General features: G+C 66.6%; 27 protein-coding genes. 21 read left to right on the forward strand and 6 right to left on the reverse strand.

Translation table 11 applies throughout. The features are described 5' to 3' along the window. Positions 1 to 26: 26 nt before the first annotated feature. The 9 genes from U6958_RS13595 to U6958_RS13635 all read left to right on the forward strand — a co-directional run bounded on the left by U6958_RS13595 (position 27) and on the right by U6958_RS13635 (position 8233). Complete coding sequence (locus U6958_RS13595) at positions 27 to 1055, forward strand: amidohydrolase family protein (RefSeq protein ID WP_016454681.1); 1029 nt, start codon at positions 27 to 29, stop codon at positions 1053 to 1055. 32 nt (positions 1056 to 1087) lie between these two features. Further along, positions 1088 to 1771 (forward strand): 4-carboxy-4-hydroxy-2-oxoadipate aldolase/oxaloacetate decarboxylase, encoded by a 684-nt coding sequence (gene ligK / locus U6958_RS13600; protein WP_012206250.1) that lies wholly within the window; start codon positions 1088 to 1090, stop codon positions 1769 to 1771. Positions 1772 to 1781: 10 nt separating this feature from the next. After that, positions 1782 to 2699 carry an amidohydrolase family protein gene (locus U6958_RS13605; RefSeq protein WP_016454682.1) on the forward strand — a complete coding sequence of 306 codons (918 nt, stop codon included), beginning with the start codon at positions 1782 to 1784 and terminating at the stop codon, positions 2697 to 2699. A 48-nt stretch (positions 2700 to 2747) separates the two neighbouring features. Further along, positions 2748 to 3206: a protocatechuate 4,5-dioxygenase subunit alpha gene (gene ligA / locus U6958_RS13610; protein ID WP_074924091.1), complete on the forward strand. Its 459-nt coding sequence runs from the start codon at positions 2748 to 2750 to the stop codon at positions 3204 to 3206. Between the two features lies 1 nt (position 3207). Next, the gene (locus U6958_RS13615; RefSeq protein WP_047472058.1) at positions 3208 to 4077 is read left to right on the forward strand and encodes a class III extradiol dioxygenase subunit beta; all 870 of its coding nucleotides are present in this window, start codon (positions 3208 to 3210) and stop codon (positions 4075 to 4077) included. Between the two features lie 82 nt (positions 4078 to 4159). Beyond that, positions 4160 to 5119, forward strand: a complete 960-nt coding sequence (locus U6958_RS13620; RefSeq protein WP_016450429.1) for a Gfo/Idh/MocA family oxidoreductase — start codon at positions 4160 to 4162, stop codon at positions 5117 to 5119. 167 nt (positions 5120 to 5286) lie between these two features. Beyond that, positions 5287 to 6171 (forward strand): hypothetical protein, encoded by an 885-nt coding sequence (locus U6958_RS13625; protein WP_016451438.1) that lies wholly within the window; start codon positions 5287 to 5289, stop codon positions 6169 to 6171. Between the two features lie 65 nt (positions 6172 to 6236). Further along, the gene (locus U6958_RS13630; RefSeq protein ID WP_074924089.1) at positions 6237 to 7133 is read left to right on the forward strand and encodes a sugar phosphate isomerase/epimerase; all 897 of its coding nucleotides are present in this window, start codon (positions 6237 to 6239) and stop codon (positions 7131 to 7133) included. 74 nt (positions 7134 to 7207) lie between these two features. Continuing rightward, a complete protein-coding gene (locus U6958_RS13635; RefSeq protein ID WP_074924087.1) occupies positions 7208 to 8233 on the forward strand; it encodes an aldo/keto reductase in 1026 nt (341 codons plus the stop codon). Positions 8234 to 8249: 16 nt separating this feature from the next. Here U6958_RS13635 and U6958_RS13640 read toward each other — a convergent pair whose 3' ends face one another. Together U6958_RS13640 and U6958_RS13645 are read right to left on the reverse strand one after the other, a co-directional pair. Further along, on the reverse strand, positions 8250 to 8687 hold the full coding sequence (locus U6958_RS13640; protein WP_244160584.1) for a DUF4440 domain-containing protein: 438 nt from the start codon (positions 8685 to 8687) through the stop codon (positions 8250 to 8252). A gap of 17 nt (positions 8688 to 8704) precedes the next feature. After that, positions 8705 to 9475 (reverse strand): IclR family transcriptional regulator C-terminal domain-containing protein, encoded by a 771-nt coding sequence (locus U6958_RS13645; protein WP_012206241.1) that lies wholly within the window; start codon positions 9473 to 9475, stop codon positions 8705 to 8707. A 186-nt stretch (positions 9476 to 9661) separates the two neighbouring features. On the opposite strand from U6958_RS13645, the gene U6958_RS13650 reads away from it, so the two are divergent. The 6 genes from U6958_RS13650 to U6958_RS13675 all read left to right on the forward strand — a co-directional run bounded on the left by U6958_RS13650 (position 9662) and on the right by U6958_RS13675 (position 16043). Next, positions 9662 to 11056 (forward strand): MFS transporter, encoded by a 1395-nt coding sequence (locus U6958_RS13650; protein WP_016450424.1) that lies wholly within the window; start codon positions 9662 to 9664, stop codon positions 11054 to 11056. Positions 11057 to 11091: 35 nt separating this feature from the next. Then, positions 11092 to 11925, forward strand: a complete 834-nt coding sequence (locus U6958_RS13655) for a shikimate dehydrogenase (protein ID WP_074924083.1) — start codon at positions 11092 to 11094, stop codon at positions 11923 to 11925. Between the two features lie 91 nt (positions 11926 to 12016). Continuing rightward, positions 12017 to 13168: a porin gene (locus U6958_RS13660; RefSeq protein WP_074924080.1), complete on the forward strand. Its 1152-nt coding sequence runs from the start codon at positions 12017 to 12019 to the stop codon at positions 13166 to 13168. Positions 13169 to 13179: 11 nt separating this feature from the next. Next, a complete protein-coding gene (locus U6958_RS13665) occupies positions 13180 to 14241 on the forward strand; it encodes a Gfo/Idh/MocA family protein (protein ID WP_074924077.1) in 1062 nt (353 codons plus the stop codon). Between the two features lie 26 nt (positions 14242 to 14267). Further along, a complete protein-coding gene (gene aroQ / locus U6958_RS13670; protein ID WP_074924075.1) occupies positions 14268 to 14705 on the forward strand; it encodes a type II 3-dehydroquinate dehydratase in 438 nt (145 codons plus the stop codon). Between the two features lie 84 nt (positions 14706 to 14789). Further along, a complete protein-coding gene (locus U6958_RS13675; protein WP_074924072.1) occupies positions 14790 to 16043 on the forward strand; it encodes an MFS transporter in 1254 nt (417 codons plus the stop codon). A gap of 6 nt (positions 16044 to 16049) precedes the next feature. On the opposite strand, the gene U6958_RS13680 is transcribed toward U6958_RS13675, so the two are convergent. After that, positions 16050 to 16706: a GntR family transcriptional regulator gene (locus U6958_RS13680; RefSeq protein ID WP_012206234.1), complete on the reverse strand. Its 657-nt coding sequence runs from the start codon at positions 16704 to 16706 to the stop codon at positions 16050 to 16052. A 188-nt stretch (positions 16707 to 16894) separates the two neighbouring features. Here U6958_RS13680 and U6958_RS13685 point away from each other — a divergent pair, with 188 nt between their 5' ends. From U6958_RS13685 to U6958_RS13695, 3 genes are read left to right on the forward strand one after another with little or no spacing between them, the layout of a single operon-like run. Then, on the forward strand, positions 16895 to 17773 hold the full coding sequence (locus tag U6958_RS13685) for an NAD(P)-dependent oxidoreductase (protein ID WP_074924069.1): 879 nt from the start codon (positions 16895 to 16897) through the stop codon (positions 17771 to 17773). Between the two features lie 47 nt (positions 17774 to 17820). Continuing rightward, positions 17821 to 18807 (forward strand): tripartite tricarboxylate transporter substrate binding protein, encoded by a 987-nt coding sequence (locus tag U6958_RS13690; protein ID WP_016450417.1) that lies wholly within the window; start codon positions 17821 to 17823, stop codon positions 18805 to 18807. 40 nt (positions 18808 to 18847) lie between these two features. Further along, complete coding sequence (locus U6958_RS13695) at positions 18848 to 19522, forward strand: RraA family protein (protein WP_016451449.1); 675 nt, start codon at positions 18848 to 18850, stop codon at positions 19520 to 19522. A 73-nt stretch (positions 19523 to 19595) separates the two neighbouring features. Here the strand turns inward: U6958_RS13695 and U6958_RS13700 are convergent, their stop codons facing one another. Next, positions 19596 to 19916 (reverse strand): DUF6616 family protein, encoded by a 321-nt coding sequence (locus U6958_RS13700; RefSeq protein ID WP_074924066.1) that lies wholly within the window; start codon positions 19914 to 19916, stop codon positions 19596 to 19598. 148 nt (positions 19917 to 20064) lie between these two features. On the opposite strand from U6958_RS13700, the gene U6958_RS13705 reads away from it, so the two are divergent. Both U6958_RS13705 and U6958_RS13710 read left to right on the forward strand, forming a co-directional pair. Next, positions 20065 to 20604, forward strand: a complete 540-nt coding sequence (locus U6958_RS13705; RefSeq protein ID WP_244160583.1) for a DUF4166 domain-containing protein — start codon at positions 20065 to 20067, stop codon at positions 20602 to 20604. Next, positions 20597 to 20725: a hypothetical protein gene (locus U6958_RS13710; RefSeq protein ID WP_279627050.1), complete on the forward strand. Its 129-nt coding sequence runs from the start codon at positions 20597 to 20599 to the stop codon at positions 20723 to 20725. Before U6958_RS13705 ends, U6958_RS13710 begins: the two co-directional genes overlap by 8 nt. A gap of 94 nt (positions 20726 to 20819) precedes the next feature. On the opposite strand, the gene U6958_RS13715 is transcribed toward U6958_RS13710, so the two are convergent. Both U6958_RS13715 and U6958_RS13725 read right to left on the reverse strand, forming a co-directional pair. Continuing rightward, positions 20820 to 21628 (reverse strand): IS5 family transposase gene (locus U6958_RS13715; RefSeq protein WP_350337320.1). Its coding sequence is split into 2 segments (ribosomal slippage): positions 20820 to 21298 and positions 21298 to 21628, totalling 810 coding nucleotides; the frame shifts between segments, so codons are not numbered across the junction. A 641-nt stretch (positions 21629 to 22269) separates the two neighbouring features. Then, positions 22270 to 22470, reverse strand: a complete 201-nt coding sequence (locus tag U6958_RS13725) for a hypothetical protein (protein ID WP_404997203.1) — start codon at positions 22468 to 22470, stop codon at positions 22270 to 22272. Here U6958_RS13725 and U6958_RS13730 point away from each other — a divergent pair. Continuing rightward, positions 22465 to 22668 (forward strand): hypothetical protein, encoded by a 204-nt coding sequence (locus U6958_RS13730; RefSeq protein WP_143044616.1) that lies wholly within the window; start codon positions 22465 to 22467, stop codon positions 22666 to 22668. The genes U6958_RS13725 and U6958_RS13730 overlap by 6 nt on opposite strands. The last annotated feature ends 26 nt before the right edge of the window (positions 22669 to 22694 follow it).

Below are 22694 nucleotides of genomic sequence, written 5' to 3' on the forward strand. Positions count from 1 at the left end.
CTCATAAAGACGCAGGAGACCCTCCGATGATCATCGACGTACACGGCCACTACACCACCGCGCCCGCGGCCCTGGGCGCCTGGCGCGACCTGCAGATCGCGGGACTCAAGGACCCGTCCAAGGCCCCGCGGGCCAGCGAGCTGAAGATCAGCGACGACGAGATCCGCGAGACCATCGAGACCAACCAGCTCAAGCTGATGAAGCAGCGCGGCTCCGATCTCACCATCTTCAGCCCGCGCGCCAGCTTCATGGCGCACCACATCGGCGACTTCGAGACATCGAGCACCTGGGCCGCCATCTGCAACGAGCTGTGCTACCGCGTCAGCCAGCTGTTCCCCGATCACTTCATCCCGGCCGCCATGCTGCCGCAGTCGCCCGGGGTGGACCCCAAGACCTGCATTCCCGAGCTGGTCAAGTGCGTGGAGCAGTACGGCAACGTGGGCATCAACCTGAACCCCGATCCGTCAGGCGGCCACTGGACGTCGCCCCCGCTGTCGGACCGCTCCTGGTATCCCATCTACGAAAAGATGGTGGAGTACGACATCCCCGCGATGGTCCACGTCTCCACCAGCTGCAACGCGTGCTTCCACACCACGGGCGCCCACTACCTGAATGCCGACACCACGGCCTTCATGCAGTGCCTGACCAGCGACCTGTTCAAGGACTTCCCCACGCTCAAGTTCCTGATCCCCCATGGCGGCGGCGCCGTGCCCTACCACTGGGGCCGTTTCCGCGGCCTGGCGCAGGAACTCAAGAAGCCGCTGCTGGACGAGCACCTGCTCAACAACATCTTCTTCGACACCTGCGTCTACCACCAGCCGGGCATCGACCTGCTGACCAAGGTGATCCCGGTCAAGAACATCCTGTTCGCCAGCGAGATGATCGGTGCCGTGCGCGGCATCGATCCGACCACGGGCCACTACTACGACGACACCAAGCGCTACATCGAGGCCACGGCCAACCTCACCGAAGAGGAGCGCTACCAGGTCTACGAAGGCAACGCGCGCCGCGTGTTCCCGCGCCTGGACGCCGCCCTCAAGCAAAAGGGCCTGTAAGCAGGCCGCCACCACAGATCAAGGAGAACACCATGTACGAACTCGGTGTGGTTTACCGCAACATCCAGCGCGCCGACCGCGCGGCCGCCGACGGCCTGGCCGCCCTGGGCTCGGCCACCGTCCACGAGGCCATGGGCCGCGTGGGCCTGCTCAAGCCCTATATGCGTCCCATCTACGCGGGCCAGCAGGTCTCGGGCACGGCCGTCACCGTGCTGCTGCAGCCCGGCGACAACTGGATGATGCATGTGGCCGCAGAGCAGATCCAGCCCGGCGACATCGTGGTCGCGGCCGTGACCTCGGAATGCACGGACGGCTACTTCGGCGACCTGCTGGCCACCAGCTTCCAGGCGCGCGGCGCGCGTGCGCTGATCATCGACGCCGGCGTGCGCGACGTGAAGACGCTGCAGGAAATGAACTTCCCCGTGTGGAGCCGCGCCATCTCCTCCAAGGGCACGATCAAGGCCACGCTGGGCTCGGTCAACATCCCCGTGGTCTGCGCAGGCATGTGGGTCACGCCCGGCGATGTGATCGTGGCCGACGATGACGGCGTGGTCTGCGTGCCCGCCGCCAAGGCCGCCGAAACCCTGGCTGCCGCGCAAAAGCGCGAGAGCTTCGAGGGCGAGAAGCGCGCCAAGCTGGCTTCCGGCGTGCTGGGCCTGGACATGTACAAGATGCGCGAGCCGCTCGAAAAGGCCGGCCTTCGTTACATCGATTGAAGGAGGGAATATGAGCGCTTTTGAAAAGACCCCCGGCTGGCTGGACTGGTACGCCGGCCCCTCCAAGCCCAAGTTCCAGGTGCCCGCAGGCGCTGTCGATGCCCACTGCCACGTCTTCGGCCCTGGCGATGAATTCCCGTTCGCGCCCGAGCGCAAGTACACGCCCTGCGATGCCAGCAAGCAGCAGCTGTTCGCGCTGCGCGACCACCTGGGCTTTGCGCGCAACGTCATCGTGCAGGCCACCTGCCACGGCGCCGACAACCGCGCCATGGTCGATGCCTGCAAGGCCGCCGGCGGCAAGGCGCGCGGCGTGGCCACGGTGCGCCGCAGCGTGACCGACGAGGAACTGCAGGAACTGCACGCCGCCGGCGTGCGCGGCGTGCGCTTCAACTTCGTCAAGCGCCTGGTGGACTTCACGCCCAAGGACGAGCTGATGGAGATCGCGGGCCGCATCGCCAAGCTCGGCTGGCATGTGGTCATCTACTTCGAGGCCGTGGACCTGCCCGAGCTGTGGGATTTCTTCACCAGCCTGCCCACCACCGTGGTCGTGGACCACATGGGCCGCCCCGACGTGAGCAAGCCCGTGGACGGGCCCGAGTTCGAGCTGTTCCTCAAGTTCATGCGCGAGCACCAGAACGTCTGGAGCAAGGTCAGCTGCCCCGAGCGCCTGTCCGTCACCGGCCCCAAGGCGCTGGACGGCGAGCAAAATGCCTACCGTGACGTGGTGCCCTTCGCCCGCCGCGTGGTCGAGGAATTCCCCGACCGCGTGCTGTGGGGAACCGACTGGCCCCACCCCAATCTGAAGGACCACATGCCCGACGACGGCCTGCTGGTCGATTTCATCCCGCACATTGCACCGACTGCCGAGCTGCAGAAGAAGCTGCTGGTCGACAACCCCATGCGTCTGTACTGGCCCGAAGAAGCCTGAAGGCGACCATGTCCGGCCTGGGTGCCGGACATATTCAAGGAGATATCCATGGCATTGGACAAACCCTATCTGGACGTGCCCGGCACCATCATTTTCGATGCCGAGCAGTCCCGCAAAGGCTACTGGCTCAACCAGTTCTGCATGTCGCTGATGAAGGCCGAGAACCGCGAGCGCTTCAAGGCCGACGAGCGTGCCTACCTGGACGAATGGGCCATGAGCGAGGAGCAGAAGCAGGCCGTGCTGGCCCGCGATCTGAACTGGTGCATGCGCACGGGCGGCAACATCTACTTCCTGGCCAAGATCGGCGCCACGGATGGCAAGAGCTTCCAGCAAATGGCCGGCTCCATGACCGGCATGTCGGAAGAGGAATACCGCAACATGATGGTGAGCGGAGGCCGTTCGGCCGAAGGCAACCGCCGCGTGGGCGAGGAGGGCGATGCCCAGGCCCACCGCCAGCCGCAGGGCAAGGCCGGCAGCGTGGACAAGAACAACCAGGAAGGCAACTGAAATGGCGCGCATCACCGCATCCGTCTACACCTCGCATGTGCCCGCCATCGGCGCGGCCATGGACCTGGGCAAGGTGGGCGACCCCTATTGGCAGCCGCTGTTCAAGGGCTTCGAGCACTCGCGCCAATGGCTCAAGGACAACAAGCCCGACGTGATCTTCCTGGTCTACAACGACCACGCGACCGCGTTCAGCCTGGACTTCATCCCGACGTTTGCCATCGGCACGGCCGCGGAATACCAGCCCGCCGACGAAGGCTGGGGCCCGCGCCCCGTGCCCAAGGTCATCGGCCATCCGGAACTGGCCAGCCACATTGCGCAGTCGGTGATCCAGCAGGACTTCGACCTGACCATCGTCAACAAGATGGACGTGGACCACGGCCTGACCGTGCCGCTGTCGCTGATGTGCGGCGAGCAGGACGCGCGCACGGGCGCCTGGCCCTGCCCGGTGATTCCGTTTGCCGTCAACGTGGTGCAGTACCCCGTGCCGTCGGGCCAGCGCTGCTTCAACCTGGGCCGCGCCATCCGCCGCGCCGTGGAAAGCTTCGACGAAGACCTGAACGTGCAGATCTGGGGCACGGGCGGCATGAGCCACCAGCTGCAGGGCGCGCGTGCGGGCCTGATCAACAAGGAGTGGGACAACCGCTTCCTGGACCTGCTGATCGAGAACCCTGCCGGCCTGGCCAAGATGCCGCATATCGACTACGTGCGCGAGGCCGGCTCCGAAGGCATCGAGCTGGTGATGTGGCTGATCGCGCGCGGCGCCATGGCCGATGTGGACGGCCCCGCGCCGCTGCCCAAGGTCAACCACCGCTTCTACCATGTGCCGGCATCGAACACCGCTGTCGGACATCTCATCCTGGAGAACGGCTGAGGCCCCCACGTTCATCACTGCGTGTATTCACTGCCCCCCGAGGGGGCCTTCGCCTCCTTGAGGCGGCTCTACGGAGACTCATATGAGCAACAAGACCATCAAAGTCGCCCTGGCGGGCGCCGGTGCCTTCGGCATCAAGCATCTGGACGGCATCAAGAACATCGACGGCGTTGAAGTCGTCTCCCTGGTGGGCCGCGAGCTGGCCAAGACCCAGGAAGTGGCCGACAAGTACGGCATCCAACATGTGACCACCGAGCTGGCCGACAGCCTGGCCCTGCCCGAGGTGGACGCCGTCATCCTGTGCACGCCCACGCAGATGCATGCCGCCCAGGCCATCGAATGCCTGAAGGCCGGCAAGCATGTGCAGGTGGAGATCCCGCTGGCCGACAGCCTCAAGGACGCGCAGGCCGTGGCCGATCTGCAAAAGCAGACCGGCCTGGTGGCCATGTGTGGCCATACGCGCCGCTTCAACCCCAGCCACCAGTGGGTGCACAAGAAGATCGCGGCCGGCGAGTTCAACATCCAGCAGATGGATGTGCAGACCTACTTCTTCCGCCGCACCAACATGAACGCGCTGGGCCAGGCCCGCAGCTGGACCGACCACCTGCTGTGGCACCACGCCGCCCACACCGTGGACCTGTTCGCCTACCAGGCCGGCAGCCCCATCGTGAAGGCCAACGCCGTGCAAGGCCCCATCCACCCGGAACTGGGCATTGCCATGGACATGAGCATCCAGCTCAAGGCCGCCAATGGCGCCATCTGCACGCTGAGCCTGTCGTTCAACAACGACGGCCCGCTGGGCACCTTCTTCCGCTACATCGGTGACACCGGTACCTATATCGCGCGCTATGACGACCTCGTCAACGGCAAGGAAGAGAAGATCGACGTTTCCAAGGTCGACGTGTCCATGAACGGCATCGAGCTGCAGGACCGCGAGTTCTTCGCCGCCATCCGCGAAGGCCGCGAGCCCAATTCCAGCGTGGCCCAGGTGCTGCCCTGCTATCAGGTCCTGCACGATCTGGAAAAACAGCTCACCCCCTGAGCCGCTTCGCGTCTTCCCCCTGAAAGGGGGACGACACCCTCGGTGCGGGGCGGCCCTTCCTCGGTGTCTCTGAGTTGGGCCGCGCCAGTTTTACGCGTATTTGATCGTAGGAGAGCGATGCCACTTGGGCGTGGCACGACGATCATGTTTCCACCCGGAGTACCGCAATGACCGATTCCTCCTCCAGCAGCCGGGAAGACGTGCCCGAGGCGTCCAATCGCCTCGGGATCGACGGCATAGAGTTCATCGAGTACACGACCAGCCAGCCCCAGGCCCTGGGCCAGGTGCTGGAGGGGCTGGGTTTTCGCCCCGTGGCGCGGCACCGCTCGCGCGAGGTGACGCTGTACCGGCAGGGGGACATGAACCTGGTGGTCAATGCGGGCGCCGCCGATGTGCTGGCCCATGCCGCGTCCGACGGGCAGCCCGTCATCTCGGCCGTGGCGCTGCGCGTGCAGGATGCCCTGCAGGCGCATACGCGCTGCATCGAGCTGGGAGCCTGGGCGGCGCCCAGCCAGGCCCAGGCGATGGAGCTGCACATCCCGGCCATCCACGGCCCGGGTGGCAGCCGCTTCTACTTTGTTGATCGATGGCAGGAGTTCTCCATCTATGACATCGACTTCAAGCCCGTTGCCGGGGCCGATCCCCATCCGCCGGCGCTGGCCGGCCTGGGCTATTTCGGCGTGGTCCAGTACATAGGGCGTGGCCGCAGCGCCGACTGGATCACCTACTTCGAACGCATGTTCGACTTCCACCTGCTGCCCGATGCGCAGCGCTTCGGCATCCTGCCCAAGGGCAAGCTCATGCGCAGCCCCTGCAAGCGCTTCCTGTGGCAGCTCATCGAGCCCGATCCGGGCCTGGAGTGGGACGACATGCCCGAGCGCCTGCAGCGCATCGGCCTGGGCACCACCGACGTGCCTGCTGCCGTGCAGGCCTTGCGCCAGCGCGGCGTGGAGTTCGTGGAATCGAGCCGCCTGCACCCCGATGACCGCGGCGCACTCACGCGCAACGCCATGGGCACCGTGGTGTTCGAGCTGGTGCACCGCGACGCCTAGCGCAAAGCCTGGCGCGCCGCCGTCCGATTCAACCGCCGATACACACAACGATCCTGGAGGGCAACATGGGCTTGCTGGACAGCTATGGCATGGACACCATCACTCTGAATGGCTCGCTGGAGGCCAAGCTCGACGCCATTCGGCGCGCGGGCTTCACCCAGGTCATGCTCAGCGCGCGCGACCTGGCCGGCCACCCGGGCGGCGTCAAGGCGGCTGCGGCGGCGGTGCGCGCCAGCGGCCTGCGGCCCACGGGCTTTCAGGTGCTGCGCGACTTCGAGGGCCTGTCCGACCACCTGCACCACTACAAGGTGGACATCGCCAAATCCATGCTGGAGATGTGCGCCGAGATCGGCAGCCCCGTGCTGCTGGCCTGCTCGTCCACCTCGCGCCATGCCACGGGCGATCTCGACGTGATTGCGCGCGACCTGCGCAAGCTGGCCATGCTCGGCATTCCGCTGGGCGTGAAGATCGCCTACGAGGGCCTGTCCTGGGGCCGCAACGTCAACGAATTCACCACCAGCTGGGACGTGGTCTGCCGCGCCGACATGTCCAACCTGGGCATCGGCCTGGACTCCTTCCACATCCTGGCTGCCAAGACGCCGCTGGATGCGCTGGAGCTGATCGACCGCGACAAGATCTTCCTGGTGCAGCTGTCCGACTTCATGTGGCATGACGCGCCCACCTTCGAAGAGCGCATGGCCACGGCGCGCACCTTCCGCGTGTTTCCGGGCGAGGGCGTGCACAGCGAGCGCCTGGCCGACCTGGTGCTGCGCCTGGACCGCCTGGGCTACCGTGGCGACTACAGCTTCGAGGTCTTCAACGACGACTACCAGCAACTGCCGCTGGACACCGTGGCCGAGCGCGCGCGCCGCAGCGCGCAGTGGCTCAACGACGACGTGCTGCACCGGTCCGTGCCGCTGCCGGCCTGGGCGCGCACGGGCGTGCGGGGCGCTGCGGTTTGACGGCAAAATCGTTGTGCGAATGCACTGCAAGGGAGCGCCGGCCGCTCCCTTTCTTCTTTTCCCTGTGAGCCACCATGACCAACCTGTCCACACGAAACCTGGGTCCCTTCTCCGTCAGCGCCGTCGGCCTGGGCTGCATGAACCTCAGCCACGCCTATGGCCATCCGCCGTCGCCCGAGCAGGGCAAGGCCGTGCTGCATGCGGCGCTGGACGCCGGTGTCACGCTGTTCGACACGGCGGCGCTGTATGGCTTCGGCGCCAATGAATCCCTGGTCGGCCCCGTGCTCAAGTCCCACCGCAACCACATCACCCTGGCCAGCAAATGCGGCATGGCCGGCGTGCGCGGCGACGACGGCGTGGTGCGCCGCGTGATCGATGGCCACCCCAGGACCCTGCGCCGCAATTGCGAAGACAGCCTGCAGCGCCTGGGCACCGATGTCATCGACCTCTACTACCTGCACCGCTGGGACCGCCGCGTGCCCATCGAGGAATCGGTGGGCGAGATGTCGCGCCTGGTGGAAGAGGGCAAGGTGCGCGCCCTGGGCCTGTCCGAGATCGGCGCCGACGCGCTGCGCCGCGCCCATGCCACCTTCCCCATCGCCGCGCTGCAAAGCGAGTATTCGCTGTGGTCGCGCAATGCCGAGCTGGGCACGCTGCAGGCCTGCAAGGAACTGGGCATTGCCTACGTGGCCTTCAGCCCGCTGGGCCGCGCCTTCCTCACCGGCAAGCTCCAGGAGGTCCAGGGCCTGGTCAAGGGCGATATCCGCGCCGCCATGCCGCGCTTTGCGCCCGAGGCCTATGCGAAGAACCTGCAGCTGCTCGCGCCCATGCAGTCCATTGCCGAGCGCGCCGACTGCACGCTGGCCGAGCTGGCCATCGCCTGGGTGCTGCATCAGGGCGAGCATGTGATTGCCCTGCCGGGCACCACCAGCGTGGACCACCTGCACGAAGACCTGCGCGGCGGCGCCGTGCGCCTGGATGCGGCCCTGCTGGCCGAACTGGACGACCTCTTCAAGCCCGAGCGCATCCAGGGCGACCGCTATGCCGTGGCCTCGCAGCGCGAGGTGGATACGGAAAAGTACGCGTTCGAGACCGTCTGAACACGCCGCAGGCCGCTCATGGCATGGATGCGGCCAGGTCGAATGGCGCCGTGGGCGTGCCCTGGTGGAAGCGCATCTGCCAGCCCCGCGCCGTGCGCAGCCAGACCGAGGAGCGCAGCGTATGCCGGCCGGCCGTTCCATCCTCGGCCACGCTGGCCGAGCGGTAGGTCAGCAGCGCGCTGTCCGGTCCCAGGCGCGCCAGCGCAAAGCCGCCTGACACCAGCCGGGCAGGGGCCTGTGCTGGCAAGGCGGCCGCCAGGCTGTCCACGGTGGCGGCCCGGTCGTGCACTCCGCCTGATCGGCCGAATTCCAGGAAGTCTTCATGCAGCAGCGCCTGCAGCTGGCCTGCGTCCGATCGCACCTGCGGATCGTGCAGCCGCACTTCCAGTGCCTGCAGATGCTGCAGCAGATGGTCGTTACCGCCATGCATGTCCAGGTCAGGAAGTTGCGCCATGGCCATGTCGTTCACCATCAGATCAGATCCCGCATGGCCTGCGCCGTCTCGCGCAGCATGGGCAGCACGCGCGCCACGGCGTCCTTGCCGGTTTCGCGGCCCATGGGCATGGTGATGTTGAGGGCGCCGGCCAGCGCGCCGTGGCGGTCGCGTAGCGGCACGGCAATGCCGCGCGAGTCCAGGTTCAGCTGCTGCTCGCACAGGGCCCAGTCCTGGGTGCGGATCAAGGCCAGCTCGCGGCGCATTTCGGCGGGGCAGGTGATGGTGTGCGAGGTGAAGACCGTCAGCGCGCGGTTGTCCAGCCAGTGCTCCAGCTCGGCGTCGCTGCGCATGGACAGCATCAGCATGCCGGCCGCCGTGACCTGGGCCGGCACGCGCGCGCCCAGCACATAGCCGGTGTTCATGTTGCGGTTGGGTCCGTTGCGCGCGATGTAGACCACCTCGTCGTCGTCCAGCACAGCCAGGTAGGCGGTTTCATGGGTGCCGGCGGCCACGCGCTGCAGGAACGGCTGGACGATGCGCGGCAGCCGCGCCGACTCCAGGTACGACTGCCCCAGCCGCAGCACGCGCGGCGTGAGCCAGAACAGCTTGCCGTCCCCCGCCACGTAGCCCATGTGCTGCAGCGTCAGCAGGTAGCGCCGCGCGGCGGTGCGCGTCATGCCCGTGCGCTGGCCGGCCTCGGCGGCCGTCATGCGCGGGTGGGCGTCGTCAAAGGCTTCGATGATCGATACGCCGCGTTCCAGTCCGGCAATCCAGTCGCGCTGGGCGAGGGTGGAAGGTGTTGTCATGACGGTTTTGATTTTTCCGGATTAACCCTGGGTGCGTGCGATTATCGAACAGCGCCGTGCGATCAGCGCACATGCCTTTCGAAATTGGCTTGGGCGCATCCATAGGCGGGAACTACATTTTTTACATCCCGCCGGCCTGGCCGCAAGCATCGGGCAGGGGCCTTTTCTACATGGAGGAGACAACACATGAGCGCAACCCCGATACACACACAGCCCACCGGGCACCAGCCGCGCAAGGCCGCCACCAGCGGCTGGATAGGCTCGGCCCTGGAGTACTACGACTTCTTCATCTACGCCACGGCGGCTGCGCTGATCTTTCCGCAGATCTTCTTTCCGCAGGGTGATCCGGCGATTGCCATCATCGCCTCGCTGGCCACCTATGGCGTGGGCTATGTGGCGCGGCCCATCGGCGCCTTCGTGCTGGGCCACCTGGGCGACACGCACGGGCGCAAGCAGGTGCTGGTGTGGTGCATGTTCCTGATGGGCTTTTCCACCATCGCCGTGGGCCTGCTGCCCACCTATGACCAGGTCGGCCTGTGGGCGCCCGCGCTGCTGGTGCTGATGCGGCTGATCCAGGGCTTCGCGGTGGCCGGCGAGATCTCGGGCGCCAGCTCCATGATCCTGGAGCATGCCCCGTTCGGGCGGCGCGGCTTCTTCGCCAGCTTCACGCTGCAGGGCGTGCAGGCCGGCCAGATCCTGGCAGCGGCCGTGTTCCTGCCGCTGGCGCACTACATGCCTCCCGAGCAGTTCAACAGCTGGGGCTGGCGCATTCCCTTCATCCTGAGCTTCGTCGTCATCATCGCGGGCTGGATCATCCGCCGCGAGGTCAACGAGACCCCGGCCTTCACGGCAGCAGGCCGCAGCGAGGCGCGTCCGCGTTCGCCCGTGGTCGAGGCCTTCCGCCACCATTCGCCCGACATGCTGCGCGTGGTCTGCATGGCGCTGATGAACGTGATCCCGGTGGTGGCCACCATCTTCGGCGCGGCCTATGCGGTGCAGCCCGCCTACGGCATCGGCTTCGCCAAGGACATGTACCTGTGGATTCCCGTGGTGGGCAACATCGTCGCGGTGCTGGTGATCCCCATGGTGGGCAACCTGTCCGACCGCATCGGCCGGCGCCCGCCCATCATCTTCGGCGCGCTGCTGTCGGGCCTGCTGGCCATCGGCTACCTCTACGCCATCAGCGAACGCAACATGCCGCTGGCCTTCGCCATGTCCATCCTGATGTGGGGCGTGGTCTACCAGGGCTACAACGCGGTGTTCCCCAGCTTCTATCCCGAGCTGTTCCCCACCCGCACCCGCGTCTCGGCCATGGCCATCTCGCAGAACGTGGGCACGGCCATCACCGCCATGCTGCCCGCGCTGTTCACGGCCGTGGCGCCTCCGGGTGCGCACAACATCTGGCTGACCGTGGGCCTGATCGCCTTCGGCATCACCGTGGTGGCCGCCCTGGCCGCGTGGAGCGCCCGCGAGACCTACCGCGTGCGCATGGAAGACCTGGGCGAGGCCGGTGCGCAGCCCGTGGCAGCTGCCGAGTACGACCGCCTGCGCAACCAGGCCCTGGCCCAGTCCGGCCGCTGAATCCTGCAACCCAAGGCATCCGAAGGCCCCAGGAAATGATTTCCGGAAAAACCACCCTCATCGCCCACATCGGCGACCCGACCGAGACCTTCAAGTCGCCCATGATCTACAACCCGTGGTTCGACAGCCGGGGCATTGATGCCTGCGTCGTGCCCATGGGCGTGAAGGCGGCGCATTTCGCCGGCGACTTTGCCGCCATCATGCGTTTCACCAACCTGCGCGGCGCGCTGATCACCATGCCGCACAAGGTGTCCGTGGTGGACCTGGTGCACGAGGTCACGCCGGCCGTGCACATTGCAGGCGCCTGCAATGCCGTGCTGCGGCGCGAGGACGGCACGCTGCTGGGCGACCAGTTCGACGGCGCGGGCTTTGTGCGCGGCGTGCTGCGCAAGGGGCGGCAGTTGCAGGGCGCGCGGGTGCTGATCTCCGGGGCGGGTGGCGTAGGGTCGGCGATTGCCGCCTCGCTGGCGGCGGCCGGCGTGGGCGAGCTGATGCTGTTCGACACGCGGGACGAGAGCGCGCAGGCCCTGGCCGGGCGGCTCGCTGCCTACTACCCGAGGATGAAGGTGGGCACGGGCTCCAGGGACCCGCAGGGCTTTGACGTGGTCGTCAACGCCACGCCGCTGGGCATGAAGGACGATGACCCGCTGCCGTTCGATGTGCAGCGCATCGCGCCCACCACCTTTGTGGGCGAGGTGGTGATGAAGTCCGAGTTCACGCCGCTGCTGCGCGCCGTGCGCGACAAGGGCTGCGACTTCCAGGTAGGCACGGACATGCTGTTCGAGATGATTCCCGCCTACCTCGAATTCTTCGGCTTCGGCAGCGCCACGCCTGACCAGCTGCGCGCCACCGCCCACATCTCCTACTGATCCAGCCGACAGACAACCGGCCCTGGATGCGTCCGGGGCAGGGCGCAGCCACGCCCGAAAAAGCATTTTTCACAGAGAAGGAGACAAGACCATGCAACAGCAAATGCACCAGACACCGCGAGTGCCGCAGCGCGGGGCCCTTCGCATCCTGGCCCTGGCCACCGTGCTGGGCGCCTGGGGCGCGGGCGCCCAGGCCCAGTCCTCCGTCACCATCTACGGCAGCGTGGACCAGTACATCAACCACATGCGCAGCAGCTCGGGCGCATCCATGACCACGCTGGAGGACGGTGCCCTGCTGCGCAGCCGCCTGGGCTTTCGCGGTCAGGAAGACCTGGGTGGTGGCCTGTACGCGAAGTTCCAGCTGGAGATGGGCATCAACGCCGACAACGGCACGCAGGCCGACAGCACGCGCGGCTTCGACCGCCAAAGCTGGGTGGGCCTGGGCGGCGGCTGGGGCGAGGTGCGGCTGGGCCGGCAGAACACCGTGATCTTCGGGCGCGGCGACTACATCGACTTCACCTCGCGCACGTTGGGATCGATGGTCAACAACTTCGGTGTGCCCTCGCGCTTCGACAACGACATCTCCTACACCTCGCCGCGCATGGCCGGCTTCCTGTTCGAGGCCCACTACGCCATGGCCGAGACCGGTGCTCCAGCGCGCCAGGCCATCTACCAGCTGGGCCTGGACTACCTGAACGGCCCCTACCGCGTGGGATATGCCGGGCTGTATGCGCGTGCGCCGCAGAGCGCGGCCTATACCGACGCGGTCCGCTACGACAACCTCTACGCCAACTACGACTACGGCAAGGGCAAGGTCCAGCTGGCCTTTGTGCGGTCCAACAACAGCACGGCGGGCTCGGCGGGCAACAACACGGGCACGGTGCTGGGCAATGTGGGCGGGCTGGTGGCGGGCACGAATGCCGATGTGCGCCGCTTCTACCGCGTCTGGCAGCTGTCGGCCGACTACCGCGTGACGCCGCAGCTGCGCGTGGGCGCACTGTGGGGCCGCATACAGGATGGCTCGGACAGCGGGCGCGGCGCATCGGGCGGGGCCATCGCGGCCTACTACGATCTGTCCAGGCGCACCATGCTCTACGCGGTGGCCGAGCAGTTGAAGAACGACCGCAATGCGGGCTTTAGGCTGGCGGCCTCGGGCGGCATGAAGCCCAACTTCACATCGGCCGACGACGTCAACGGCCGCACCATCAAGGGCGTGCAGCTGGGCGTGCTGCACCGCTTCTGAGGGGGCATGCCATGGCACAGCTGCACCCGCTTCGCATTGCCGTGGCCGGCGCCGGCGCGATCGGCCAGGCCCATATCGCCGCCATCGGGGCCCAGGCGGATTGCCGCCTGTCCGCCATCGTGGACCCGGCGCCCGCAGCCCGGGAGCTTGCCCAAAGGGCCGGGGTGCCGCTGTGGCGCGACCTGGGCGAGCTGATCGCCCATGACAGGCCCGACGCCGTGGTGCTGGCCACGCCCAACCGCCTGCATGCCCCGCAGGCGGCCCAGTGCATGCATGCGCGCCTGCCCATACTGCTGGAAAAACCCGTGACCGCCACCGTGGCCGAGGCCCAGCGGCTGGCCGCGCTGGCCGATCGCTGCGGCGCCCGGCTGCTGGTGGGCCACCACCGCGCCCACAGCCCGATCATGGCGCGGGCCGCAGCCCTCATCGCCCAGGGGCGGCTGGGCCGCCTGGTGGCCGTGACCGGTGCGGCCCTGTTCTACAAGCCGGACGCCTACTTCGAGGAAGGCTCCTGGCGTCGCGAGGCCGGTGGCGGCCCCATCCTGCTCAACATGATCCACGAGGTCCACAACCTGCGCATGCTGTGCGGCGACATCGTGGCCGTGCAGGCCTTCGCCTCGCATGCCACGCGCGGTTTTGCCGTGGAAGACACGGTGGCCATCAACCTGCGCTTTGCCAGCGGTGCGCTGGGCAGCTTTGTGCTTTCGGACACGGCCGCCAGCGCGCGCAGCTGGGAGCAGACCTCGCAGGAGAACAAGGCCTATGCCAGCTATGAGGACGAAGACTGCTACCTGGTGGCGGGCACCTTCGGCTCGCTGGCCATACCGAGCATGCGGCTGAAGACCTATGCATCGGCCGGCCAGCGCTCCTGGAATGAGCCCTTCGACCTGGATGTGGCCGCCGTGGAGCGCGAAGACCCGCTGGTGCGCCAGATGGCGCATTTCGCGCAGGTGGCGCGCGGCCTGGCGCAGCCCCTGGTCAGCGTGCACGACGGCCTGCGCAACCTGCAGATCACCGAGGCCATTGCAGAGGCGGCGCGTACCGGTGCCGCCGTCGAGACCCCGGTGGCATGAACGAATCCCTGAATCGAGGACACCCCATGAAGACCATCCTGATGCTGCACGGCATCAACCACAACATGTTCGGCCAGCGCGACCCTGCCCAATACGGCACGGTCACGCTGGCCGAGATCGACGCCTCGCTGCGCAGCCTGGGCAGCCAGCTGGGCTGCGAGGTGGACAGCTTCCAGACCAATTGCGAAGGCGCCATGTGTGATCGCATCCACCAGGGCTTTCGGGACGGCGTCGATGGCGTGCTCATCAACGCCGGCGCCTGGACGCACTACAGCTACGGCATCCGCGACGCGCTGGCCATGCTCACCGTGCCCGTGGTGGAGATCCACATGAGCAACATCCATGCGCGCGAGCCCTTTCGCCACCACTCGGTGTTTGCCGACATCGTCCGGGGCCAGATCTGCGGCTTCGGCGCGGACAGCTACCTGCTGGGCCTGCGGGCCGTGCTGTCCGCCGTCGCATAGGATGCCTGGCGCGCAACTGGCCATGTATCTCCCTTGGAACTGCCTCGCTCGACGCGCGGCATGCCGTGACCAGGCTTCATTGAGATGAACTTCGCTGATCCCGGCCCGCGCCGCACCGCTTCCTTCCTCCTGCTGCTGCCGCTGCTGCTGGCCGCGCAGCCGGTCGCCACCGATGGCTATCTGCCGGCGTTGCCCGAGATCGCGCGCGACCTGGGCTCGGCCAGCAGCAGCCTGACCGTGTTCATGCTGGCCTTCGGTGTCGCCCAGCTGGTGTGCGGGCCGCTGGCAGACCGCTTCGGGCGCCGGCCCGTTCTGCTGACGGGGCTGGCCTGCTACACGGCGGCGGCGGCCGGCTGTGCGCTGGCGGGCAGCGCGGACGCACTGGTGGCCTGGCGCGCCGTGCAGGGCGCGGCCATGGCGGCCATCCTGGTGTGCGCCCGGGCTGCGGTGCGCGACCTGTATCCGGCCCACGAAGGGCCGCGCATCATGGCCCGCGGCCTGATGGGCCTGGGGCTGGTGGCCCTGGTGGCGCCGATTGCCGGTGCATGGGCAGTCCAGGCCGCCGGCTGGCGCTGGGTGCTGGGGGCGATGGGTGTCTACTCGCTGGCTTTGCTGGCACTGTGCTGGCGCACTTTCAGCGAGACGCGGCAAGCGCCGGCGGAGTCTGCCCCGGTCCTCGCATCCGTACCCGTATCCGTATCCGCTGGCGGTGTGCGCCAGGTGTTCGCCGACCCCGGCTTTTGCGCCTGGACGGCGCTGGCCGCAACCACCTACGGCGGCATCTTCTGCTTTTTGCTGCTGTCGCCGATGGTGTACGTCGACCTGTTCGGCCTGTCGCCCGTGCTCTACGGCTGGATTCCAGCAGGCGGCTCGCTGGTCTACATCTTCAGCATCACATGGTGCCGGCGCCTGCTGTCGCGCTACGGGCCGGTGCGCACGGTACAGCTGGGCGCTTCGCTCAGTCTGCTGGGGCCGTGCATCCAGATCGCCGGCTGCGTGCTGGCGCCGGCCTCGCCTTTTCCACTGCTGCTGGGGCACGCGGTGTATGCGCTGGGCCATGGCCTGCACCAGCCTTGCGGCCAGGCGGGCGCGGTGGGTGGCCTGCCGCCGCAGCTGGCCGGGCGGGCCGTGTCGTGTTCGGGCTTCGCGATCATGTGCGTGGCCTTCTGCGCCGGCCAGCTGGCGGCGCAATTTGTCGATCCGACCATGCGCCACGGTGCCTGGCCGATGGTGCTGCCCATGGCGCTGGCGGGCGTTGTGCTGGTCCTCATCGCCTTTGTCTGGCTGCCGCGGCTGTACCGGGTGCGGTCAGCGCAAAGGGTTCAGCCCCGGTCATGACACCGCTCATGCATCCGCGCGGTATTCACCCCGATGCTTCATGAACCGGTGGTAGGACATGCGCAGGTGCAGCTGCATCACCTGGCGTGCCAGCTCCCCATCCCTGGCACGTATGGCGATCACCAGGTCGCAGTGGTGGTGCAGGCTTTGCACCAGCTCTTCGGGCGTGTAGATGTAGAACGACCGCTTGATGATCGGCATGTCGATCATCGTCGCCAGCATGGTCTTGAGGCGCGGCGAGCCCGATGCCTCGATCAGCGCGTGGTGAAAATCCCGGTTGGCTGACTGCACCTCGCCAATGCCGTCGTGGCCAGCGGCAATGCCGGCCTCCATGCGCTGGTTGCTGGCCTCCAGCTCATCGGCCAGCCCCTCGCCGCCGCGCGTGGCCGCGAGGAACGAGGCGTACGGCTCCAGCAGCATGCGCAGCTGGAAGGTCTCCTCCACATCCCAGTCGCTCCACTCCGACACGCGGATACCCTGGCCCGCGCCATCGGTGGCCAGGCCATCTTCCACCAGGCGGTGCAGCGCATTGCGCACCGGCGTGCGGCTCAGTCCCAGGTCGCGGGCAATGGGTTCCTCCTTGAGCTGTTCGCCGGGTCGGTAGTGGCCGCCGATGAGCCGCTGCCGCAGAACCTCGTACGCCTTGTCTTTCACGTTTTGCACTGTGTTTGCACCAAGTGGATGGGAGTGGTGCGCCGATTCTAGGTGACGGCGGAAGGGCTCGCTGCGGTGCGCTTCATCCAGAAAAGTACAAAACAAGTACAAATATCCGCAGTTCTACGGGAAATCTCTATGAGTGGATCTGGGATGCACTCCATAGACTGCGCTCAATGTTTTAAATTTGTACTTTTATGAAGTTCGCAATACTGGGTGGTGGAATGGTCGGCGCCTGCTACATGCAGGCCTTTTTGGAGCAGGGGCACAGCCTGGTGGGCCTGTGCGAGCTGCAGCCCAACGCTGCGGTGGCCGACGCCGTGCAGGCCGCTGGCGCGCAGGTGCATGCCGCGCCCGGCGCCTGGCTGGCCGAGGCCGACGTGGTGGTGAGCGCCGTGTTCGGCACCGTGTCGCGCAGCCTGTTCGAGGCCTGCCTGCCCCATCTGCGCGATGGCGTGGTCTACGTGGACATGACCACGGCCGACCCGCAGGAGATGCGCGAATGCGGCGAGCTGGCCCGGCGCGTCGCCCAGGGCAGGGCGGTGCACTTCGTGGACGTGGCCATCACCGGCGCGGTCAACCTGGGCGGCAGCAAGACGCCGCTGCTCGTGGCCGGTGGCAAGGCCGGTTTTGTACAGGAATTGTTCTTGCCCCTTGGCGGCTCGGTTCGCGTGGTGGGCGGACAGCCGGGCGATGCCGCCGCGCTCAAGCTCCTGCGCAGCATCTACACCAAGGGGACCGAGGCGCTGGCCGTGGAGTGCCTGGTGACGGCCCAGCAGATGGGCCTGCGCGAGCAGCTGCATGTCGTGCTGCAGGACATCGACGAGACACCGCTGCGCACGCTGATGGAGTCCATGGTGCGCACGCACATCCCGCACTCCGCACGCCGCCGCAACGAGGTGGCCGAGGCCCGGCAGCAGATGGCCCGCAACGGCCTGGCGCCCATCGCCTCGCCCGCCGTCGAGGCGCTGTTCGCCGCCACGGCCCGGGCGCATGCGGCCCAACCGTTCACCGGCACCTCCACCGACGAGGCCATCGATTGGCTGGGCAGCCACGTGCTCGCCAGCCAAGCCTGATCAACGTACCCCTGCGCCAACCGACACCACCAAAGGAGACATCCGCAATGACGACCCCGACCCGACGCCGCCTGGCCCTCGCCGGCCTGCTGGCACTGACCGCTGCCGCCATGGCTCCGGCCCATGCCCAGGGCACCTATCCGCAGCGACCCATCAGGTTCATCGTGCCCTTTCCGGCCGGTGGCGGCACCGACAACCTCACGCGGCTGGTCGGCACCAAGCTCACCGAGGCCCATGGGTGGGCCATAGTGGTGGAGAACAAGCCCGGTGCCGGTGGCAACCTGGCTCTGGACCAGGTGGCCAAGGCCCCCGCCGACGGCCTGACCCTGGTGATGGCGCAGACCGACAACGTGGTGCTCAACCCGCTGCTGTACTCCAAGCTCACCTACAACCCCGACAAGGACCTGCGCGCCGTGGCCCTGGTCGCAGCCGGCCCGGCCGTGCTCGTGGTGAATGCCGATTCCCCGTACAAGTCCCTGGACGACATCATTCAGGCGGCGAAGAAGGAACCCGGGCGCCTGAGCTTTGCCACGCCGGGCACCGGCACCATTTCGCACCTCATCAGCGAGGCCTGGCAGAAAAGCTCGAATGTGAAGTTCACCCACGTGCCGTTTCGCGGCATGGCGCAGGCCATGCCCGACCTGCTGGGCGGGCGCATCGACATGTACATGGGCTCCATCCCCACGCTGCTGTCGCACATCCAGTCGGGCAAGGTGCGCGCCATCGGCGTGACCACCGCGAGCCGCTCCAAGCTGCTGCCCGACGTGCCGACCTACACCGAATCCGGCATCAAGGGCGTGGAGCTGGCCAGCGTGTGGGGCGTGATGGCCCCGGCCGGCACCTCCGACGCCATCGTCAGGCAGCTCAACGAAGCCATCAACAAGGTGGTGAACGCACCCGACACGGCCAGGAAGATCGCCGACTCCGGCGCCGAACTCATCACCGGCACACCGCAGGACATGGCCAGGCTCTACGCCAGCGACCGCGCACGCCTGGCACCCATCGTCAAGAGCTCTGGCACCACGCTCGATTGAGCGGCACGGCTTTCATTCCATCCACTCTGAGTACCACACCATGATCGGTCTTCAAATTCTGAAGCGGCAACGCGCTGTCAGCCTTGATATTGCCAGGCGCTATCTCGACGTGCCTGTTGCCAACGTCAGCGACTGCATGGCCCGCATGACGGCTGGCGGCGCGCGGCTGCGCCCCATGCACGGCGGCGGGCGCATGGCCGGCCCCGCGTTGACCATCAAGACCCGCCCGGGCGACAACCTCATGCTCCACAAGGCACTTCAACTGGCCAGCCCAGGTGACGTGATCGTGGTGGATGCCGGTGGCGACCTCACCAACGCACTCATCGGAGAAATCATGGTCGGAGACGCCATGCGTCGCCAGCTGGGCGGCATCGTGATCAACGGCGCGATCCGGGACGCGGCATGGATTCGTGCTGGCAGCTTCCCGGTATTCGCCGCGGGCGTCACGCACCGCGGACCCTACAAGGACGGCCCGGGCGAAATCAATGTGCCTATCGCCATCGATGGCATGGTGATCGAGCCCGGCGACCTCATGATTGGCGATGACGATGGCTTGCTGTGCGTACCCTATGCGCAGGCGCAGGCCTTGCTGGATGCAGCACATGGAAAGCAGATGGTTGAGGCCAAGATGGTGGCCGACATCGCTGCCGGTACCTACAGCGCGCCATGGATCGACGAGACGCTCAAGCGTCTGGGCTGCCCGATTCAGCCGTAGCGCCGGCGCTGCAGCATCCATCCTGCACCCATCCATCACCCATCGCCCGTCCGCCTCAGGCCTCGGCCAGCGCCTACAGATGGCTTTCCAGGCCACCGGTGCCGCTGGCCGCGTTCACATGGTCGAAGTAGCCGTACCAGCCGCTGGCCTTGATGCCCGCCAGCAGGGCATCGCGCGCGGCGGTATCGGGAAAGCGCCAGATGCCCAGGAAGCGGTGCGGGCTGGCCTGGTCCAGGCCGCGCTCGGTCTCGGCCAGGGCCAGCACCTGCACGCCCATGGCAGCCAGGCTGCCCATGGCGCTGGCAACCCCTTCCAGAAACTGCTGGCGCTGCGCGGCGGGCAGGGCCAGCCAGGCGGGGTTGGGGGAATAGAGCTCGACCAGATAGTGGGACATGGTGTTTCCGTGTTCAGGCTTTTCGCATATGTTGATTACGGCTTATTATATGGTGGCTAATCAGTTGAGTTTTTCTCTTTACTGAGACAGGCCAGGCGATCGCCGTCCGGAATTCCGCTCCAGGCTCCCGCCAGCCCCACACTGGCACATGCCGCAGTCCCTGGAGGCCCGGCTGCTGGTGCTGTGCCTGGGCACGCCGATGCGCGCCAGCGAGGGCGTTATCCGCTTCGAACTGCAGGCAGGGCTGCTGAGCGAGGTCTGGACCCGCCACTTTCCTGTGCAGACCATGCGCTTCAGCCTGCATCTGCAGGACGGGCAGATCATCGAATCCCTGGGTGCAGCGCAGTCGAGCTTCGGGCTGGAGGCCGACGGTGACCGGTTGGTGATGCTCCTGCGCAAGCTGCGCTTTTTGGGCATAGCCTGCCCGGCCTGGCTTGGGCAGCGCTTCGTGGCCGAGGAACGGGGCGAGGGCGGGCGCCTGCATTTCCGCATCGAGGCCGCCTGCGCTTTGCCTCCATACAGGGTGCGGCAGGCGCCTGAATGCTGGCCGATGCGGGTCTGTAGGTCCAGAGGGCTGGAGACCCTATGGCTGGTGGATGACGATTGCACCGGGCAGCCACGGATGCCATCCTGCGCGTGCTCCATGGCTCGGACTGGCCGAGGCGTCTGGCCTGGGTGGCGTGGCTGACCTCCGGCCCCTGCGCGATGGCCTGTACCGCTGGGTGGCGCGCAACCGCTACTGCTGGTTTGGCCGCAGCCAGCATTGCATTGTGCCCAACCCGCCGGTGGTGGCGCGCTTTCTGGATTGAGCGGCTGCGGCGCCATGCGGTGGTGATCTCCACCGTGACATTGACCGGCTTCTCTTGCACGCAGAGAAACTGCCTGCGTATCGTCTTAGAGTGGCTAACACCACCGATCCACGAAGCGTGCACAGATGATCGCCGCTGCCAGTTTTAGCAGCGCTTCGTGGATATCCAGCCGTCGTTCAAAGCGGATTCGCAACTTGCCAAAGCCTGCAAACCATCCATGGGTCCGCTCCACCACCCAGCGATGCCTGCCCAGTCGCTCGCTACTCTCAACGCCTCGCCTGGCAATTTGGCTGGCGATACCCCGTTGTCTCAAGTGCGCACGGCAACGCTTGTAGTCATAGCCCTTGTCGGCGTGCAACTTCGATGGTCTTTTGCGGGGGCGCCCTCCCAAGCCTGAAATCGCAGGAATCGCGTCCACGCACCTCTCGAACATCTTGGAGTCGTGCCGGTTCGCGCCGCTGACCAAGATCACCAGCGGGATGCCTCTGGCATCTACGACGATGTGCCGCTTGGAGCCGAGCTTGCCTCTGTCCGTGGGGTTTGGACCCGTTTCCTGCCCCCCCGGGGGCTTGGTACCGAGGAGCCATCAATGCTGGTCCGGCTCCAATCGATTTGGTCATGTTCACGCAAGCGAGTCCGCATGGCCTGGTGCAACTGTTCCCACACACCAGCGGCATTCCAGTCGCGCAGGCGCCGCCAGCAAGTCATGCCGCTGCCGTAGCCCAGGGATTGGGGAAGGTCTTCCCATGGAATGCCTGTTTGCAGCACGAACAGGATGCCGTTGAGAGCGGCTTCATCGCTGACTGCGAGTTTGCGCGCACCGCCTTTGGCAGAAGGCACGAAGGCTGGGATCAGGGGTTGTAGCTGTCGCCACAGTTCTTTGCTAACGGGTCGTCTTGCCATGAGGGCAGCGAGCATAACTGCTCTGCGGGGGCCTGTGACCAAGTGGTGTTAGCCACTCTTAGAAGGTGTGGATATAGTTTAAAATGGCTCGGATCTTTTCCATGTCTTGAAAATTCCTCGGGATGGTGTCTTCCATCTTGGCGCCTTCAAGTGCTTGGGAAGGGTTGCAAAACACTTGTTTTCAGGCGTGCCTGATGCCACTGCGAACATAGGTCAGCCAATTCCATCGCAAGCGGCACACCGCCACCTGTTGCACTTCGCCTGCTGGCCCGCATGCTTGCCTCTCGGACTTCTCCGGCAGTTTGTGAAGCTCTCGCTTTGGACCGAGCTTTGCGCTTGCCCGGGCGCATGCTACGTGCCACTTTGCTTTTCACCCTTGCATCTCCTGGTGCTGCTCGCGCCTTGGTAGCCTGCAAGCCTGCTGACTGCGTCACGCTATTGATGTTGGCTGCTGCACCGACGACCTTGTGCACCAGTCCCGACTAGGCATCCACTCCGATATGCGTCTTCATTCCGAGGGTCGTGACCTGCATGCCACGCGTTGACTGCTGCTCAGGCTGGGGAGCTTTTGCAGACCTTCCCTGGTTGAAGTTCTGCGCGGATACGCGGCGTCGTGCGAGCGCTGCCAGGCGGGCGAATTGTTATCGTGCTTTCTTCTGTTCCAAGCTGAAGAATGCACCATGACTTTCTGTGTCTATACACCGGTTGACCTCCACCGTGACGTGGACCAGTTCCTCGTGCACGCCAAGCAACCGGCGCACGGCATCGGGGTCCACGCCTGCGGGCGCGTCCAGTGCCTCGATGCAGGTGTAGCGCGCCTTGCCCACGCGCCAGACATGCAAGTTGGAGATCTGCGCGGCAAACGGCGCCCGGACAACGGCATGATCTTCGAGGTGCTCGAAGGCCATGTGCGCACCCATCTGGGTGAGGGCACGGCCGGCGGTCAGGCCCGTGAGGCCCGTGAGGCCCGTGAGGCCCATGAGACCCGGGACGCCGATGTGGACCTGGTGCTGTCGGTAATGCGCTCGTACATGAAGTGACGGCCGGCCCTGCCGCGGGGCCGCGC

The sequence above is a fragment of the Delftia lacustris genome, from assembly GCF_040267515.1.
Taxonomy (GTDB): domain Bacteria; phylum Pseudomonadota; class Gammaproteobacteria; order Burkholderiales; family Burkholderiaceae_C; genus Comamonas; species Comamonas tsuruhatensis.

Coding starts and splice junctions, on each gene's coding strand:
- U6958_RS13630 (WP_074924089.1), top strand. CDS start 6,237: ATGGGCTTGCTGGACAGCTATGGCATGGACACCATCACTCTGAATGGC.
- ligK (WP_012206250.1), top strand. CDS start 1,088: ATGTACGAACTCGGTGTGGTTTACCGCAACATCCAGCGCGCCGACCGC.
- U6958_RS13640 (WP_244160584.1), bottom strand. CDS start 8,687: ATGGCGCAACTTCCTGACCTGGACATGCATGGCGGTAACGACCATCTG.
- U6958_RS13685 (WP_074924069.1), top strand. CDS start 16,895: ATGAAGTTCGCAATACTGGGTGGTGGAATGGTCGGCGCCTGCTACATG.
- U6958_RS13730 (WP_143044616.1), top strand. CDS start 22,465: ATGCAAGTTGGAGATCTGCGCGGCAAACGGCGCCCGGACAACGGCATG.
- U6958_RS13695 (WP_016451449.1), top strand. CDS start 18,848: ATGATCGGTCTTCAAATTCTGAAGCGGCAACGCGCTGTCAGCCTTGAT.
- U6958_RS13635 (WP_074924087.1), top strand. CDS start 7,208: ATGACCAACCTGTCCACACGAAACCTGGGTCCCTTCTCCGTCAGCGCC.
- aroQ (WP_074924075.1), top strand. CDS start 14,268: ATGAAGACCATCCTGATGCTGCACGGCATCAACCACAACATGTTCGGC.
- ligA (WP_074924091.1), top strand. CDS start 2,748: ATGGCATTGGACAAACCCTATCTGGACGTGCCCGGCACCATCATTTTC.
- U6958_RS13595 (WP_016454681.1), top strand. CDS start 27: ATGATCATCGACGTACACGGCCACTACACCACCGCGCCCGCGGCCCTG.
- U6958_RS13690 (WP_016450417.1), top strand. CDS start 17,821: ATGACGACCCCGACCCGACGCCGCCTGGCCCTCGCCGGCCTGCTGGCA.
- U6958_RS13675 (WP_074924072.1), top strand. CDS start 14,790: ATGAACTTCGCTGATCCCGGCCCGCGCCGCACCGCTTCCTTCCTCCTG.
- U6958_RS13605 (WP_016454682.1), top strand. CDS start 1,782: ATGAGCGCTTTTGAAAAGACCCCCGGCTGGCTGGACTGGTACGCCGGC.
- U6958_RS13615 (WP_047472058.1), top strand. CDS start 3,208: ATGGCGCGCATCACCGCATCCGTCTACACCTCGCATGTGCCCGCCATC.
- U6958_RS13620 (WP_016450429.1), top strand. CDS start 4,160: ATGAGCAACAAGACCATCAAAGTCGCCCTGGCGGGCGCCGGTGCCTTC.
- U6958_RS13625 (WP_016451438.1), top strand. CDS start 5,287: ATGACCGATTCCTCCTCCAGCAGCCGGGAAGACGTGCCCGAGGCGTCC.
- U6958_RS13650 (WP_016450424.1), top strand. CDS start 9,662: ATGAGCGCAACCCCGATACACACACAGCCCACCGGGCACCAGCCGCGC.
- U6958_RS13665 (WP_074924077.1), top strand. CDS start 13,180: ATGGCACAGCTGCACCCGCTTCGCATTGCCGTGGCCGGCGCCGGCGCG.
- U6958_RS13660 (WP_074924080.1), top strand. CDS start 12,017: ATGCAACAGCAAATGCACCAGACACCGCGAGTGCCGCAGCGCGGGGCC.
- U6958_RS13700 (WP_074924066.1), bottom strand. CDS start 19,916: ATGTCCCACTATCTGGTCGAGCTCTATTCCCCCAACCCCGCCTGGCTG.
- U6958_RS13655 (WP_074924083.1), top strand. CDS start 11,092: ATGATTTCCGGAAAAACCACCCTCATCGCCCACATCGGCGACCCGACC.
- U6958_RS13705 (WP_244160583.1), top strand. CDS start 20,065: ATGCCGCAGTCCCTGGAGGCCCGGCTGCTGGTGCTGTGCCTGGGCACG.
- U6958_RS13645 (WP_012206241.1), bottom strand. CDS start 9,475: ATGACAACACCTTCCACCCTCGCCCAGCGCGACTGGATTGCCGGACTG.